The sequence below is a fragment of the Galbibacter sp. BG1 genome (assembly GCF_013391805.1).
In the GTDB taxonomy this organism is placed as follows: Bacteria; Bacteroidota; Bacteroidia; order Flavobacteriales; family Flavobacteriaceae; genus Galbibacter.
Genome location: NZ_CP058364.1, coordinates 3,305,703 through 3,323,228, shown reverse-complemented (window position 1 = coordinate 3,323,228; position 17,526 = coordinate 3,305,703). Strand labels below are relative to the sequence as shown.

The window sequence follows — 17,526 nt, the reverse complement described above, 5'->3', positions numbered from 1 at the left end:
AGTTTTGTCTTTATATTTGAATGTCTTCAAAAGTAAAATTCCAATTATGGAAAGTAAATTCTTTTTTACTAGGTTACAATACGAATCGGGAGATTGGGATGTCGATCAGCGAATGCCTTCCAATGTCTTAAATTCTTTGGTAGAATATACTACACTACCCGTAGATACTAAGGAAAATATAATAACACTTAGTAGCGAGGATATTTTTAATTGTCCTTTCTGTTACATTTCCGGTCACAAATTGGTGGAGTTTACGCCTAAAGAACAGGAAAACTTCAAAAAGTATGTAAATAATGGAGGTTTTGTTTTTGCAGATGATTGTAATCACGATATAGACGGACTTTTCGCAAAATCCTTTGAACGGCAAATGGCTGAAATTTTTGGAGCCGATGCACTTGTGAAAATACCAAATGATCATGAAATTTATAAGGTGTTTTTTGAATTTGAAGATGGTCCGCCAACAACTTCACAAGAGCTTAATGGTTGGGGTGACGATTTGGTGCACGATTACTTAAAGGCCATAGAAATAAATGGAAGGATAGGGGTTTTGTACAGCAATAAAGATTACGGTTGCGAATGGGATTATGATTTTAGGAACAAGAGATGGTATAAAATAGACAATACTAAGTTTGCCGTGAATTTAGTTATGTATGCCCTTACCTCATAAAATAGTTTAAATGAATAAAGAATTGGAAATACTGGAAAAAGAAATTACTTCCCTCACAGGAAAACTTGGCGATCTAAAAAATGAAATTGGTAAAGTAATCGTTGGTCAGGAAGCTACCGTGGAATTATTGATAACGGCCTTGTTGGCCGGAGGACATACCTTATTGGAGGGTGTTCCTGGACTTGCCAAAACATTAATGATTAGAACCTTGGCAGATGCCATCGATTTAAAATTTAAACGCATACAGTTTACGCCAGATCTAATGCCCTCTGATATTATTGGAACGGAAATATTGGAAGAAGACCATACTACAGGGAAGAAGTTTTTTGAATTTAATAAAGGGCCAATTTTCGCAAATATCATCCTCGCCGATGAAATTAATAGAACCCCGCCCAAAACACAGGCGGCACTGCTGGAAGCCATGCAAGAATTTGAAGTGACCTATTCGGGAAAAACCTATCCCTTAGAAAAACCATTTTTTATATTGGCTACGCAAAACCCTATTGAACAATCGGGGACATTTCCTTTGCCGGAAGCCCAACAGGACCGTTTTTTATTGTACCTTAAAATAGGATACCCTAGCAAAACTGAGGAAACGGATATTCTAAAATTCACCACAGGCAAGAAAACGGCTGCCGTTAATTCCATTCTGAACGGGGAAGAGATCATGAGGTTGCAAGCCTTAGTTAGGGATATACCAATTAGCGATTCGTTGATTCATTATGTAAGCGACCTTGTTCGCGCAACACGCCCCGAAACCACTGCAGTAGAATTTGTGAAAAAATGGGTGTCTTGGGGTGCCGGGCCACGCGCCGGACAAGCAATGATTTTAACCGCAAAAGCAACGGCGCTTCAAAATGGCAGATTAGCCGTTACCAAAAAGGATATTGAAGCGGTCGCCTTGGCTGTATTGAGACACCGAATTATTGTAAACTTTAGGGCGGAAGCAGAAGGGATTTCTTCAGATGATGTTACCAAAGTTCTTTTAGAAAGCATTGCAATTACTTCAAAATAAAAATAAGTGCGCAACGATTATCGAGATTTACTAAAACCTGAAATTATAAATAGCCTTTCTGGACTTGCACTTATTTCCAGGGTTATCGTGGATGGGCAAGTTGCTGGTTTAAACCAAAGTAAAAGGGTAGGTGGCGGATTGGAATTTAGTCAGTACCGTGGGTACGAACCCGGCGATGATTTGCGTTTGTTAGACTGGAAAATGTTGGCGCGTTCTGGCCGTTACTACATAAAACAGGCAGAAATAGACACCCATATTTCGGTAAAATTTATTATCGATTCCAGTAAATCCATGCTTCATAGGGAAAAAGATTTATCAAAGATAGATTTTGTTAAAGTACTGGTAGCCTCCATTGGTTATTTTGCCTGGCAGCAAGGCGATGCAGTTAGTTTGTTCAGTTTAAACAACAAAAAGTCAAATAGTTTATTTGCAAGTTCCCAAAAGCAGCATTTCAACAGATTCCTGTCAGAATTAGTTGAATTGAAAGCGGAAGGTGTTTGGCCTAAGGATACTTCTGAAATTCAAAAAATACACGACAAAAACCATAAAGAACTAATTTTTTTTATCACTGACCTTTATCAGGATCAAAATGAAATTTCTAAAAGTATAAAGCAGTTAAAAACTTCTAAAAATGAAATTACCGTGCTCCACATTATGGGAGGCAAGGAATTGAGTTTTGATTTTGAAGGGGCTGTTATTTTCGAAGACTTGGAATCTGGGGAGCGAATAAAAGTAAACGCCAAAGAGGCTAAAGATCGTTATTTGAATGCTTTTAACCAGCAGCTTTCTGAATATAAAAATAACTTTTTATCCAATGCTATAGGTTATGAGTTGTTTTCCTTGGATAACGGTTTGGAAGATTCTATTAAAGTTTTTTTGAACAAAAGAATCGCATTAATGTAGATGAATTTTATCAACCCGACATATCTCTGGGCTTTATTAGGACTTATTGTTCCTATTGCAATTCATTTATGGAGCAAGCAAAAAGTAAAAGTCATAAAAATTGGGAGTATCCAGTTTTTAGAAAAAATAGAGTCGAAGAAGGCGAGAAGCATACGTTTTAATGAATTATTCCTATTATTTCTGAGATTGCTTCTGCTAGCACTTTTGGTGCTTATTTTGGCAAATCCTGTAATGAATTTTTCTACTGAAAGAAAGCCTCTTTTATATGTAATAGAACCTTCTTTTTTAAAGGATAACAGTTTTAAAAAGGTCTTAGACACTCTCCCAAAAGATAAAATACGCCTTTTAGAACAAGGATTTCCCGAGTTTGATGAGGATGACCTAGATAATTTTAAAAACAGCAATCCTCCAAACTATTGGCAACTTACAAAAGATTTTAAACTATTGAACGCAGATAGTTTAGTGGTTTTTACGAAGAACCTATCCCGTGGTTTAAAAGGAAAAAGACCAGCAATGGGCGAAAATGTTAATTGGATAAGCTTGGAAGACGATAAAAGTAATTCAAAATATATTCATGCGACTCAAATTGGAGATAGCTTACAATTATCCAAAATAACTAGCGATTACCGCTATTTGAGTTTCGAAAAAACAATGGCAGCTATAAACGATCCTCGTTTGACTTTCAACAGTAATAAGGATAGCGTTTCGTTTACGGGGGGTGAATCTTTCCCGATTAGCATCCAAGATACGATTAATGTAGCTTTATTTTTCGATCCAGATTTTCAATCGGAATTAAAATACATTAAAGCGGCACTAATAGCTATTTTTAAATACACAGGTGCTCCTATCGCTTTGAGAAGTTATGAAATTACAGATACTACATCAGTGGACACGGATGATATTCAAATTTGGCTTAGTGAAGAAGATGCTGGAAAAACAAAAGCCAAACAACTCATTTACAAATCAAACCCTTTTTCAAAAAAGCTTATAGAAACCGGAACAGAAGCAACTGTTTTTTACTTAACCAGACGATTAAATCCTGAAAATATAGTGGATAAAAATCTTGCGGAAGAACTTTTAAATTGGCTGCCTTTGGTTAAACCTTCTGAAAAAGAGATAGAAAAAAGCGACCTTAGAACATCTCCATTGGATATTTTAAAACCAACCGTAAAAACCAAGATAGAAAAAGTTGAAAAAAATAAAAGCGTTTCCTTAGAATGGTGGTTATGGTTGCTATTTGTAATTACTTTGGCAATAGAAAGAATAGTTTCAAAAATAAGAAAACAGTAAATGGAGGCTGGAAAAAAAATAGTAAAGCGTATCACCAACCGATGGAAATTATTCTCTTGGCTGGAAATTATGCTACTCGCTTTTGGGCCTACATTTCTCATTTTTTTGATAACCCGAAATATTTTAGCTGCAATAGGAACTTTTTTAGGCTTTCTCCTTCTTGGTTACCTCTTTAAAAAGCCTTGGAAAATTACAGAGCACAGCCTTTCTAAATATTTGGATTTAAAATGGCAGATTTTTCAGGATAGCACCGCTCTTTTATTAATCCCTTCGGAAGACTTATCGAAGGTGGCCGTTATTCAAAAGCAAAGAGTCGAGAAGATTTTAAATGAACATCAAAAGCAAATAAAGTATAACGGGAATATTGGGTATTCAATTCTATTCTGTCTTGTATTTGTATTGGTAGGATTCATTTTCAATAAGACGAACCTATTGAATGCCAAAAACGATATTTCTTCAAAAGAAGAAGTAGAAAAAAATATTGAATTCCAGCCAACGGATAGTCTTCAGAAATCTATAAATCCGCCTGAAATTGTTTCGCAAACTGTAACCGTAAGATTTCCAGAATATACCAGACGGAAATCTTACCGCACTCAAAACATGAATATAAAGGTGCTAAAAGGTTCTCGTGTTTTTTGGAAACTCGAGTTTAACAACCAAGTAAAATCGGTTCTAAAAGAAAATAATGGAAATAAAATCGATTTAGATTTTACCAATGGTATGTATGAAACCTCAGCGATTGTAGCGCATTCTGGATTTTATAATTTTAGGTTTATAGATACTTTGGGGAACACGTACAGTTCTAAACTTTATTCCCTGGAAACTTTTGAGGACGAAAAGCCGGTTATAAAAATGGAAGGGTTGCCACATTTTACCACTTTTGATTTTGACGGAGCTAAAAAAATAAGTTTTAAAACCATCATTACAGATGATTACGGTTTAACAAACCCACAGATAATTGCTACGGTGAGCAAGGGTAGTGGAGAGTCGGTGAAATTTAGGGAAGAAAAACTTTCATTCGATTCCAATTTCAGAAATGGCAGTAAGGAGGTATCGTTGCTTAAAACAATAGATTTGGATTTATTGGACATGAAGCCTGGGGACGAGCTTTATTTTTACGTGGAAGTATTCGATGAGAAAACCCCGAAACCAAATGTGAGTAGAAGTGAAACATTTTTTGCGGTTATAAAAGATACGATTAACAATTCCTTTGCTGTGGAAGGTGGCATGGGCGTAGATTTAATGCCCGATTACTTTAGGAGTCAGCGTCAATTAATAATCGATACGGAAGCGCTTATCAAACAAAAGCCTACACTATCGATAGAAAAATATAAATCAGAAAGCAATATTTTAGGCTATGAACAAAAAATGCTCCGTTTAAAATACGGGCAGTTCATGGGAGATGAAAATGAGGGTGAAATGCAACCCGCAGAAAGTGTAAATATGGAAGATGAAGTTTCTGATCCAACAGATGGCTATCGCCACGATCACGACCATGAAAACGAGCATAATTTGGTCGATGAAGACCATCATGATCACGGTCATGAACCAAATGAAGAGGAAGGCGAGGATCCCTTAGAGGCCTATTTGCACAATCATGACGATCCAGAAGAATCTACTTTATTCACACAATCGTTAAAAAGTAAACTTCGCCAAGCGATAAATGAAATGTGGGATGCAGAACTACATTTACGAATGGGAGCGCCAAAAAAATCGCTACCTTATCAATACAATGCATTGAAACTCATCCAAGAGATTAAAAATAGCGCACGGATTTATGTTCATCGTATTGGTTTCGATCCGCCGCCAATAAAGGAAGATAAAAGACTTTCAGGAGAATTGGATAAAATTAAAAGCTTTTATGAAATGGAGGATTTTGAAAATCCTGAAAATTATGTTTTTATGCGGAAAGCCATTGCGGTATTGGAAAACCGGTTAAAAAATGGAGTTTCTTTAACGGAAGAAGATCGTGAAGTTTTGGAACAGGCCGCGAATGAACTGGCTCAATTTGCAATTGATAATCCGTCAAATTATTTAACTACCCTACAAATTCTCAAAAAAACGATTGATAATAACTCGGTAACCAAAAATGATTTAATACAGCTTCAAAACGGATTGTTAAAGGCGGTTCCTGATGTTGTTTTACGGCCCTCCTTGAAGAAGGAAAATGTGAACGATATTAATGAACTGATGTTGAAAGAATTATCCATAAAATAATGAGGGGATTTAGTTATTTAAATACCGAACACTTTTGGGCTGTTTTAACAATAGCGATAATCCTCTGGGGACTATTTCTGTGGAAAGAATGGCAACAAAGGTGGTCGGTACGTTTTTTTACCAAGGCATTAATATCTCTAATCGCAATTGCTTCTTTAGCAGTTATTGTTTTTAAACCTATGGTTTATTCCGTAGTCGATAAAACAGGTATTATTCTAACGGAAGGCGCTACTAAGAAAATTCTCAAAAACGTTTATGATAGTGTAAAAAAACAAGACCAACGGCCAGTTGTTATAGACTATAAAAATAAAAAAGAGCTACATACTAAACTTAAAGGGATAAGCAAGGTTTTGGTATTGGGGAATGGCATCCCAACTTACGATTTGTATCAGCTAGACAGTCTTCCCATGGAATTCCGAAGGGGAGAAGTGCCTTCGGGGATTGTTGAAATGAACTTTAAAGAAGAAGTGCAAATTGGTGATTCTTTGGAAATTAAAGGGAAATATATGTCCCCAGTTAAAGGCCATAAATTGTTATTAGTTGGTCCTGCCGGAGATAAATTGGATTCTGTTTCATTCCAAGAAGCAGAAAAAGAAGTTTTTAACCTTAAAGCGATGACTAAAACTGCAGGGAATTTTGCATACCGTTTAGAAGAAATGGATACTCTGGGGAAGATTATAAAATCGAATACCTTGCCAATAAAGATTGAGAAACAGAGAGGATTGAAAATTTTAATTTGGAACGCCTATCCAAGCTTTGAGACGAAATACTTAAAGAATTATTTGGCAGAAATGGAGAATGAATTAGTGGTAAGAACTCAAGTAACCAGAGGTGAATACAAGACTGAAATACTAAATACTGAAAACTTAAGTTTTAATGGTATTTCTGAAGAAGGCCTTAAGCCTTTCGATTTGTTGATGATGGATGCCACAACCTTTTCTGCACTTTCAAACTCCCAAAGAGCTATTTTAAAAAAAATGATAGCCGAGGAAGGACTGGGTTTGTTACTGCAATCCTCTGCGCAAACCCCAGAAACTTTTAAAGACTTCAGCGGACTCACGTTTCTGCCGACGAATGACAGATCGGTAACAATGGATAAATTAGAATTAGAAATTCAATCTAATTACATAGTGCCGAATGAAAACATAATAGAAATAGATCGGATAAAAGATCGTGTAATCAGTGGTTACATAAGAGTAGGGAAGGGCAGAATTGGAACTACGGTAATTAAGAATACGTTCGAATTACAATTGGAAGGAAAACTAGAGTATTATAAAAAGTTGTGGTCTGACATCGTTGAAAGCATCGCCAAAAGGGAATCCCGTCATGTAAATTGGGAAACGGATAACTCTTTTCCTTTAATAGATGAACCTTACTATTTTTCGGTACAAACCTCCGAAGAACTTCCCAGCATAAACCACAACGGGGATCGAGTGCCCATGCAAAGGGATGTTTTTGTGCAAAATAGGTGGCGAGGGAAGACTTTTCCAAGAAAATTGGGATGGAACACAATGATCATGGAGGGCGATAGCAGTACTGCCTTTAATTTTTTTGTATTCGATACCGCCCATTGGAAATCTTTAAAAGCTCCTCAAACCATCCAACAAAACAAATTAAGGGCTTCAAAAAATATTGAAGTCAGAAAAAAAGATAAAATCCAAAAACCGGTAAATATCATCTGGTTTTACCTTCTATTTCTTGGATGTATGGCCTATCTATGGTTAGAGCCAAAGATGAAGTAGAGTTGTAAAATACTTTTGATCAAAATTGATACTGAAACCGATTTTAAAAGCGAAATGCTCTATGGGTATAGTTTAATTTTTGACTTATCAAAATAATAAACTCCACGAACTTTTCAGTTCCGTGGAGTTTATTTCCAAAAAACGGAAAGTCATTATTCTTCTCCCATTTCTTCTTCCTTCGCTGCTATTCTTTGCCTCATAGCTTCGTGTTCTTTCATCATGGTATCATGTTCTTCTTCCATTACAGTGTGCTCGGAAGTAATTTTATCAAAATCCTTTTCAATCTGATCGATTTCAGCTTCCATTTCCACTTCCGAAAGATTCTTAAAATCGGCTTCCAGCTTTTTATGGCTTTCAATTAATTCTCCATGGCTTTCAATAATGGCATCGTGACGGTCGAGGATTACCCCATGTTTTGCAAGATCTGCAAGCACCGTAGAGTCCTGTAATTCCATGCCTTCTAGCTCTTCCGTGAATTTCTCGTGTTCATCAGCCATACTGTTATGGACTCCCGTAAACTTTTCATGTACTGTCTCAATGCTATCACATTGTTTCATTAAATCTTGGTATTGAGCTGTAAGATCTTTCTTTTTGGTATCGCAGCCTACTATTGCAAAGCCTACTGCAACCATTAAAATGATTAATTTTTTCATATATTTTTCTTTTATCGGTTAAACTAAAACTACAAATAATTCATTTAAAAATAAAGAATTAACGCATAAATTAAATTATAACATTCTATAGATAAGGTAATTATGTTGTCTTTTATGCGAGTATTTTATATATTTAGAAGAGGTTAAAATATGCCTCTTAGCTATGAAATATTGCTTCCGTATTATTCAACTTACCTTCTGTCTATTCAGCTTATTCCTTGAGGCTCAAAATAGTAATGAACATCATGTTCGAGACAACGATATGACTTCCGTGGAAATAACGAACATACTTTCCAACGATTTCATTGGCAAGGTGGGAGGAAGTGCCACAGGGCTTCTTAAAAGGGTTTCTGGTGTAAGTTTTGAAGCTGGTAATTTAGTTTCTTTTAGAGGGTTGAGTCCGCGGTACACTTCTATAACGGTAGACGGACTGGCAACGCCTATTTCAGAACAAAAAGTGAAAGCCTTTGCTTTAGGATTAATTCCGAGCAGTGCATTTCAAGAACTGGATATTTTTAAATCGGGTAGTTATGTAAATTATGGAGAGTGGGGCGGTGCTACTTTAAATATCGAAACAACAGCAAATGTAAACGAAAACTTTACCAACTTAAGTGTTAATGTAGGATATCAACACAATATTACGTTTCAACAAATGGTTAGAAATGAAGATTATGGAGATTTCTTCGGAGATTATTTTGGGTTTGGTTCCAACAATAGGGATTTGGCGAATGACATCGCATCTGCTGCAGAAATTCAAAATATGACAAGAAGTGAAAGGGAAGCGGAAGGTGCCAAACTACCCAATAGATGGGGTATTGAGACTGTAAATGCAGCTCCTTCTTTTGATATTGGTTTCGCCTTTGGACGCAAATTATTTGAAAATGACGATAAGAAATTGAGTACCATAAATTCACTTCATTATGAAAATGCTACCACGGGAGCACATTATCAAAGGGCAAGGTATTCCAATTACGAAAGGGCAGAAGGAGAGGGAACCGCTGTGACTTCTAGTGAATTGAGAAACTATATGACAGATGGTGCATGGAGTACCAAAACTTCTTTGATGCTTAATTCGGCATGGTTTTTTCAACTGAATGATGATAATCATTTTAATTTGGACATTTCTTATACCAATCAAGGTGATAATCAAGCCATGTCTCGGTATTTTATTAGTCCGCTAAGCGATAAGGAGTTATACTACACTCAATTTGGTTTGGTACAAAAAACCATGTTCTTAACCCGATTGTTGGGGAATCATGAATTTGGCAAGGATACCGATATAGAATGGTCTCTTGGGTTTCAAGATTTTAATAGAAGAGAACCCGATTTAAGAAGGGCGGCAGCTCAACGAAATTTAGGCACAGAGGATCCTTATTTTTTAGTAATTCCAGAAGGTTCCAAAGCAGACCAAGGAGCACGCTTCCGAAGCGATTTAAAAGATTATACTGTTTCCGGAAGATTAGATTTAAATCATGATTTTATAGATGATGTTTTTGAAATAAAAATAGGATTTCTTGCCGAAGTGTACAACCGAACGTTTGGCGCTCGACTGCTTACCAATGTAAAAGACGATTTTACGAGTCCGGAATTACGATTTGTACCTTTCAATCAATTGGGAACTGTTTTTTCTTCGGAAAATTTTGGACCCGAAGGTTATTTTTTAAATGATGGCACGACATCTTTTGATACCTACAACGCTCAAAACGCACTTGTAGCTAGTTATTTAGGGTTTGATAATTCATGGATTGATGGAAAATTGAAAACATCCATAGGGTTTCGATATGAAAACTTTCGGCAGGATTTAGCCACGGGGGGATTGGATATCAACACGAATATAGATAGTTATTTACCGTATTTTAACATGGCGTACCGTGTTAGCGAAAAGGCAACGGTAAAAGCTAATTTCAGTAAGTCTGTTAATCGTCCGGCTTTTCGGGAACTTTCGCCGTTTCAATTCTTCGATTTTGATTTTCGTGCCAATATTCAAGGGAATCCCGACTTGCAAACTGCCACGTTATCGCATCTCGATATTAGTTTTTTATATGCATTCGGTAATAACGAGTATTTTTCTTTGACCCCTTTCTACAAAAAAATTAAGAACCCCATAGAAATGATTTATGTGATACAGGCTGATAACCCCGCGTTTAGTTTTGATAACACTCAGTCGGCAGAAATTGGAGGTGTGGAAGTTGAGTTTGCTAAATTTCTATCCAACAACAGCAATCTTGTTTTTAGTCGGTTACTCTTTACAGGAAATCTCACTTATACCAATTCCGTAATCGATTTGGGAGAAGATTCAAACGAATTTTCAACTTCCAGACCCTTGCAGGGGCAGGTGCCGCTTATGGCGAATGCGGGACTTACTTACGGACTAAAGAATGATAAAGGGCAGTTTACCGTGGATTTTGCCTATAAAGGAAGTGCGTTGTATTCCGTTGGAGACGGACAAGAAACGTTTCCGTGGTACACCAACGAACGCGGTTTTTTAAATGCTGGGGGAGCATTGAATATTTCAGAAAAAATGAGGCTTACTTTTACGGCGCTAAATCTTTTAAATACGGAGCTGAACATTATTGAAGACGCCAATATCGATGGGGATTTAAGTGCAGAAGTGGATAAAATAGTGCAGTACGGACTAACATACCAGTCGTATCGCGTGGGGGTAAATTATAGGTTTTAGGAAGTTTTTTAGATGAATGAATTCAGATGATTTATTCTGAAAAAATATAAAGTCAGAATGTAAATGAGAAATTAAGAGTACGGCCAACTGATGATTTTAAATATTAAATATCTGTAATGTATCATACCAGGATTAAAATGTCAGGTCGAGCGCAGTCGAGATCCTATTTTAAGTTTGTTAAGCCAAACGACCTCTCGACTGCGCTCGAGGTGACAGTGCATTATAATAGATTGCGGACAATCATATTTTAAATGGAGTTAAAATGAAAAAACAATTTTATACTATATCAATCAGTTTATTCCTCTTAGGAAGCACATTCCAAGCTTGTGAATCCATTGAAATTCTACCACCGCCAGATCAAGGGGAAGTAGAAAAAACGGGTAGTGGCGACTCCGATGTTCGCGGAATTCTCTTTTTAAAGAACGATACCACTACGGTTTTTATAGATCCAGCCTCAACGGAAACCCATGTGGTTTCCAACACCACGTTGGGTTTCTTTATAAACGATGAATTTGGAAAACCTACAAATTCCTCTGATGCTAATGCTATTGAATTGAAAAAACTACCTATTCCCATTGCAAACAACTTAGTCCCAATACAGCCAAACCGCTCGAGTGGATTAGGAGCAAACCAAATGGAAACCTCAATGTTTTCCGGTGCTTTTTCTGCCGATGGAAGCAATTTGGGAGCCACAGGTTGGAATACAGATTCTGAATGGTTTCAACTGAATACTCAAAATAAAGAATATCCCATGGATAATATTGTGGAAGTTACTGGTAGGATCACCACCAACACCACGTGGACAAAAGACAAACAGTACCTTTTAAAAGGCCAGGTATTTGTCACAGATGGCGTAACCCTTACCATTGAAGCGGGAACGGTAATTTATGGGGAAGAAGCGGTTGGCGTGCAATCGGGTGTACTAGTGTTCAATCGAGGTTCCGTCGTGGATGCAGTGGGAACACCCGAAGAACCTATCGTTTTTACCACTAACGCACCGGCTGGAACCCGAACGAGAGGGAAATGGGGTGGTGTTGTTTTCTGCGGAAATGCCCCCAGTAACAAAGGAGTGGATATTGCTATTGAAGGTATACAGGGAGAAAACGAAGAAGATGGTTTGTACGGAGGAAACGACCCTTCTTACAACGCTGGGGAATTGGGGTATTGGCGAGTAGAATATACTGGTATAGCCGTTTCTGCCGGGAATGAACTAAATAGTATTACTTTTGGCGGAATTGGTTACGATACCAACGCTCACCACTTACTCATAAACTACGCCGGCGATGATGCCATTGAGTGGTTTGGTGGAAATATAAATATAAAATACATTGCCGTTTACAACTGTTTGGATGATGATTTGGATATGGACCAAGGGTTTAGTGGCGACATTCAATATGTATATCTTGTACGTAATCCCTATTCCGCAGACGAGTCCGGATCGGCCTGCATGGAGGTTTCCAGTTCCAAATCGGTAGGCACAATGCCCAGAACCATGGCGAATGTAGCCAATGTAACTTTGGTAGGCCCGGTGTACCAATTGGAAGACACTGGGTTGCTGGCAGACCCCAAATACCAAGGCGGACTATCTTCTAAAGACGACGCCAATGTAGTAGTAACCAACTCTTTTTTTATCGGTTGCCCTATAGGAGCACAGAATCCTTGAGGGTAATAGTGGTTACTTTCCGATACAGAAATTAGCAAAAATATTCCCTAATAGATCGTCTGTGGTGATTTCTCCAGTGATTTCACCAAAATGATATAATGCTTGGCGGATGTCAATAGCGAGTAGATCACTGGAAATATCGGCCGCCATTCCGTCTTGAACCCTATCAATCTCTTGCATGGCTTTTAGCAATGAATCGTAGTGACGTGAATTGGTGATAATGGTTTCGTTATTGCGGAGTGCACCCGTATTAACAAAGTTGAGTAAGATGTTCTTTAATTCCTCAACACCAACACCTGTTTTAGCAGCTAGTAATAAGTATTTTGTTTTATCATTATCAGCGCTAATATCCTGTAATTGAGCATTTATAAAGCCCGTTACCTCAAGTGCAACTTTATCGGTTTTATTAGCGATAATTACTAGAGGTTTATGCGGAAATCGGTTTCTTATTTTTTCCAGCTCGATACGTATATCCTTAAAGCTCTCTTTGTTTTCGGCCAGTTTCTGGCTGTCAATTAAATAAACAACCACTTGGGCTTGTTCTATTTTTTCGAATGTTTTTTTAATCCCAATACTCTCCACCACGTCTTTTGTTTCCCGAATTCCTGCGGTATCGATAAACCGGAACCCGATTCCCCCGATGCTCAGTTCATCTTCAATGGTGTCGCGGGTGGTTCCTGCTATATCACTTACAATGGCTCTTTCTTCATTTAATAGGGCGTTGAGCAGCGTAGATTTGCCTACATTCGGCTCGCCTACAATAGCCACTGGAATACCGTTTTTTATAACATTTCCTACCGCAAAGGAATCTATGAGGCGTTTTAATACCAATTGTATTCTGTTTAAAAGTTCGGTAAATGCAGTTCTATCTGCAAACTCTACATCTTCTTCAGCAAAATCCAGTTCGAGTTCGATGAGGGAAGCAAAATTGAGCAATTCTTCCCGAAGCTTTTTTATTTCATTACTGAAGCCACCACGCATTTGCTGCATAGCTATTTGGTGACTCGCCTCATTGTCGGAAGCAATAAGGTCTGCCACAGCTTCAGCCTGACTCAAATCTAATTTTCCGTTAAGGAAGGCACGAAGGGTAAACTCTCCTGCATCGGCCATTCGGCAGCCATTCCGAAGAAAAAGCTGCAAAATTTCCTGTTGAATAAATGGTGAACCATGGCAAGAGATCTCTATAACATTTTCCCCAGTGTAGGAATTTGGACCTTTAAAAATGGAAACCAAAACTTCATCTAAAATTTTCTCATTTTCATGAATATGACCAAGATGGATGGTGTGCGATTTTTGTGTGGCCAAAGATTTTCTGCGAACCGATTTAAAGAAAGGAGCTGCGACCTTTATAGCATCTTTCCCAGAAATTCTTAGAACAGCAATTGCGCCAGCTCCAGATGGAGTGGCCAAAGCAATAATAGTATCTTGCGTATTCATCTACCGAAAATTTAATACAAAAATACAAATAGTAATGGAAGTAAAAGGGTAATTAAAGCCTTTAAATTTGCTTAACAATGCAAGTTAAACCTTGTTAAAATGTGTTTATTTTTTATCATAATTTGTACCTTTAGGATGTAATCATAAAAACCAAAAGTATATAATGGACTATTTAAATTTAGATAAAAATAAAACAGGAAATACGGTAAAAGAATTAAATGTTTTATTGGCAGATTATCACTTATATTATCAAAAGCTTAGAAATTTTCATTGGAATATCTTCGGAAAGAATTTCTTTGACCTTCATGAGAAATTTGAAGAATTATACGATGACGCTAAGTTAAAAGTAGATGAAATAGCAGAACGTATTTTAACCCTTAGACATATGCCAGTGAGCAATCTTTCTGATTATTTGGAAATGTCTAACGTAAAAGAGTCTAAAAGTGACTTAAAAGATAACGAAATGATCGAAATTCTTTTAAAAGATCATGGGACTATCTTAAAACAAATGCGTAAAGTGGTAGAAACTGCCGATAAAGGTGGAGACGAAGGTACCATCGATTTAATTGGGGCATATATACGGGAACTTGAAAAAACTTCTTGGATGTTGGATGCCTGGAGAATGAAAACGAACGAAACTTTAAAGAAATAATTTACTCCAGTTAATTTATGAAAGATCAATTATCTGAAGCTTGGAGTAAAATGGTAGAAGAGTTAGGTTCATGGCTAGATGCAATAGTCGTGAACCTTCCTAATTTATTGATTGCCACCATTGTTTTTGCCGGATCCTTTTTTCTTTCTGGGTACATTAACAGTTTGGTGTATCGATTGTTGGGCCGAACCTCCATGCAGAGCAGTGTTAAAAGAATTTTAGCAAAAATTGTTTCTGTAGTTGTTGTTTTGGCCGGACTTTTTATTGCGCTTGGAATATTAAATCTTAGTAAATTACTTACTTCCTTACTGGCTGGTGCTGGAGTGGTTGGTTTGGCAATCGGTTTGGCATTACAGGGTACTTTGGCAAATACTTTTTCTGGGATCGTTCTTTCTTTTGTAAAATATCTACAAATAGGGGATTGGGTAGAGAGCAATGGTTATAAAGGTACCGTGGTAGATATAGATCTTCGTATGGTAACCATTAGACAGCCCAATAACAATATGGTTTTTCTGCCCAACAGAATGGTGGTAGAAAATCCGTTGGAAAATTATTCAACCAATCCTACCGCAAAAGTTTTTTTAAGCTGCGGAGTTGGGTATAGCTCCGATCTGGATTTGGTGCAGGAAACGGTGGAGAAAACCCTCAAGGAAAATTTTGATACCATAAAAAATGATAACGACCTTATTTTCTATTATACAGAGTTTGGGGACAGTTCCATTAATTTTGAGGTTCGCTTTACTGTGAACTCCAAAAGTAACTTAGAGCTAAACCAAGGTAGGGGAAAGGCTATTGTAGCCATTAAAAAAGCATTTGATGCCAAAGGAATTAATATTCCATTCCCAATACGCACTATCGACTTTACAAATCCTTTATCGATGGAAACCGAAAAAGGAGATAAAAACAAGTCTTCTGAAGATTAGTTTTTAACTAATTCCATATTTGGCTGTAACAAATCTGTTATTGGTTCGTCTACTTAGTATAAACCATCAATCAAAAAATTATGCAACGTAAAGACAATCAATTATTAGTAGTGACCCATTTAAGTCAGTTATTGGATTATGTCACCGGTTTCGGCGGACTTATTGTTCCTTTAATTTTATGGCTCTGTAACAAGGAAAGTGTAATTAACATGGACGACCATGGAAAAGCTATTTTGAACTTTCAATTGAGTATTCTTATTTATTCGCTTTTGAGCATTCCTTTAATAATATTTTTAGGATTGGGTATTTTAACCCTTATTTTAATAGCTATTATAGCGTTTGTATTTCCTATTGTAAATGCTATAAAAGTGAGTAATGGCGAAGAAATTTATTATCCTTTCAGCCTTCAAATAATCAAGTAACGGCTAAATAAATTTCTGCATTCCCTAAAAAAATTTAGAAACTTTAAGGCATATAAAAACCCCGTACTAAATTAACACACAATTTAGACGGGGTTTAGTTATATAAATAGTTAGCTGTTGTTGTAAATACTAGTTGTTAAGCATTACCGGCATTACCAGCATGGTAACATGTTCTCCTTCATCCAAACCGTCGATAGGAGTTAAAATACCTGCTCGGTTTGGTAAACTCATTTCCAAGGAAACACTATCAGAAGTAAGGTTGTTCAACATTTCATTTAAAAACCTAGAATTAAAACCAATTTCCATATCATCACCTTGGTAATCGCAGGTTAGGCGCTCTTCTGCTTTATTGCTGTAGTCTACATCTTCCGCAGAGATATTCAATTCGGCCCCCGCAATTTTTAAACGTATTTGATGTGTTGTTTTATTGGAGAAAATAGAAACCCTTCTTACAGAACCGAAAAACTGCGAACGGTCTATGGTTAGTTTATTCGGATTCTCCTTTGGAATAACCGCTTCGTAATTTGGATATTTTCCATCAATTAAGCGACAAACCAATTCAATATTATCAAAAGTAAATTTGGCATTACTCTCATTATAATCGATCGTAACATCACTCTCGCTTCCAGCCAAAATCCCTTTCAATAGATTTAAAGGTTTCTTCGGCATGATAAACTCCGCTACTTGAGATGCCGTTACATCATGTCTTTGGTATTTAACCAATTTATGGGCGTCGGTAGCTACAAATGTTAAGTTTTCAGGTGAAAACTGAAAAAACACACCACTCATAACAGGGCGTAAATCATCGTTTCCAGATGCAAATATGGTTTTGCTAATAGCAGTGGACAAAATATCCCCAAGGATAGTAGTAGAACTGGCATCGGCTAATTCTACCGAATTTGGAAACTCTGCTCCGTCGGCATAGGCTAAAGCGTATTTACCGTGGTTAGAGCTTATTTCTATAGTATTGTTGTTTTCCACCACAAAAGTTAATGGCTGCTCTGGAAATGTTTTTAAGGTATCCAACAAAAGTTTTGCTGGAACAGCGATGCTTCCTTCAGATTCTGAATCTACTTCCAGTACGGCACTCATGGTCGTTTCCAAATCGGAAGCCGATACGGTAAGTTGATTTTGATTTAATTCAAATAAAAAATTATCTAGGATAGGCAGCGTATTGCTGTTATTGATAACGCCTCCTAAAACCTGAAGCTGTTTTAATAAATATGAACTTGATACTATAAATTTCATTGAATTCTCAGTTT

Annotated in this window: 14 protein-coding genes; 11 read left to right on the top strand and 3 right to left on the bottom strand. The window is 37.0% G+C overall.

Annotated features, from left to right (window positions below; translation table 11 throughout):
* Window positions 1-46 precede the first annotated feature (46 nt).
* From HX109_RS14420 to HX109_RS14395, 6 genes are read left to right on the top strand one after another with little or no spacing between them, the layout of a single operon-like run.
* A complete protein-coding gene (locus HX109_RS14420; RefSeq protein WP_178953242.1) occupies window positions 47-667 on the top strand; it encodes a DUF4159 domain-containing protein in 621 nt (206 codons plus the stop codon).
* 10 nt (window positions 668-677) lie between these two features.
* Window positions 678-1,682 carry an AAA family ATPase gene (locus tag HX109_RS14415; RefSeq protein ID WP_178953240.1) on the top strand — a complete coding sequence of 335 codons (1,005 nt, stop codon included), beginning with the start codon at window positions 678-680 and terminating at the stop codon, window positions 1,680-1,682.
* 6 nt (window positions 1,683-1,688) lie between these two features.
* On the top strand, window positions 1,689-2,585 hold the full coding sequence (locus HX109_RS14410) for a DUF58 domain-containing protein (protein WP_178953238.1): 897 nt from the start codon (window positions 1,689-1,691) through the stop codon (window positions 2,583-2,585).
* Window positions 2,586-3,875 carry a BatA domain-containing protein gene (locus HX109_RS14405; protein ID WP_178953236.1) on the top strand — a complete coding sequence of 430 codons (1,290 nt, stop codon included), beginning with the start codon at window positions 2,586-2,588 and terminating at the stop codon, window positions 3,873-3,875.
* The gene (locus HX109_RS14400) at window positions 3,876-6,092 is read left to right on the top strand and encodes a tryptophan-rich sensory protein (RefSeq protein ID WP_178953234.1); all 2,217 of its coding nucleotides are present in this window, start codon (window positions 3,876-3,878) and stop codon (window positions 6,090-6,092) included. It abuts the gene before it with no gap.
* Window positions 6,092-7,834, top strand: a complete 1,743-nt coding sequence (locus tag HX109_RS14395; protein ID WP_178953232.1) for a hypothetical protein — start codon at window positions 6,092-6,094, stop codon at window positions 7,832-7,834. The genes HX109_RS14400 and HX109_RS14395 overlap by 1 nt, the downstream gene beginning before the upstream one ends.
* A gap of 152 nt (window positions 7,835-7,986) precedes the next feature.
* On the opposite strand, the gene HX109_RS14390 is transcribed toward HX109_RS14395, so the two are convergent.
* A complete protein-coding gene (locus tag HX109_RS14390) occupies window positions 7,987-8,487 on the bottom strand; it encodes a hypothetical protein (RefSeq protein WP_178953230.1) in 501 nt (166 codons plus the stop codon).
* A 163-nt stretch (window positions 8,488-8,650) separates the two neighbouring features.
* Here HX109_RS14390 and HX109_RS14385 point away from each other — a divergent pair, with 163 nt between their 5' ends.
* Together HX109_RS14385 and HX109_RS14380 are read left to right on the top strand one after the other, a co-directional pair.
* The gene (locus tag HX109_RS14385) at window positions 8,651-11,167 is read left to right on the top strand and encodes a TonB-dependent receptor domain-containing protein (protein WP_178953228.1); all 2,517 of its coding nucleotides are present in this window, start codon (window positions 8,651-8,653) and stop codon (window positions 11,165-11,167) included.
* 262 nt (window positions 11,168-11,429) lie between these two features.
* Window positions 11,430-12,830 (top strand): hypothetical protein, encoded by a 1,401-nt coding sequence (locus HX109_RS14380; RefSeq protein WP_178953226.1) that lies wholly within the window; start codon window positions 11,430-11,432, stop codon window positions 12,828-12,830.
* A 12-nt stretch (window positions 12,831-12,842) separates the two neighbouring features.
* Here HX109_RS14380 and mnmE read toward each other — a convergent pair whose 3' ends face one another.
* Window positions 12,843-14,267, bottom strand: a complete 1,425-nt coding sequence (mnmE, locus tag HX109_RS14375) for a tRNA uridine-5-carboxymethylaminomethyl(34) synthesis GTPase MnmE (RefSeq protein WP_178953224.1) — start codon at window positions 14,265-14,267, stop codon at window positions 12,843-12,845.
* A 163-nt stretch (window positions 14,268-14,430) separates the two neighbouring features.
* Here mnmE and HX109_RS14370 point away from each other — a divergent pair, with 163 nt between their 5' ends.
* The 3 genes from HX109_RS14370 (at window position 14,431) to HX109_RS14360 (ending at window position 16,264) form a co-directional block, all read left to right on the top strand.
* The gene (locus tag HX109_RS14370) at window positions 14,431-14,919 is read left to right on the top strand and encodes a Dps family protein (RefSeq protein WP_178953222.1); all 489 of its coding nucleotides are present in this window, start codon (window positions 14,431-14,433) and stop codon (window positions 14,917-14,919) included.
* A 17-nt stretch (window positions 14,920-14,936) separates the two neighbouring features.
* Window positions 14,937-15,842, top strand: a complete 906-nt coding sequence (locus HX109_RS14365) for a mechanosensitive ion channel family protein (protein WP_178953221.1) — start codon at window positions 14,937-14,939, stop codon at window positions 15,840-15,842.
* 80 nt (window positions 15,843-15,922) lie between these two features.
* Window positions 15,923-16,264, top strand: coding sequence for a DUF4870 domain-containing protein (locus tag HX109_RS14360; protein WP_178953219.1), 342 nt, complete (start codon window positions 15,923-15,925; stop codon window positions 16,262-16,264).
* 129 nt (window positions 16,265-16,393) lie between these two features.
* Here HX109_RS14360 and dnaN read toward each other — a convergent pair whose 3' ends face one another.
* Window positions 16,394-17,512 (bottom strand): DNA polymerase III subunit beta, encoded by a 1,119-nt coding sequence (dnaN, locus tag HX109_RS14355; protein ID WP_178953217.1) that lies wholly within the window; start codon window positions 17,510-17,512, stop codon window positions 16,394-16,396.
* Window positions 17,513-17,526: the final 14 nt, after the last annotated feature.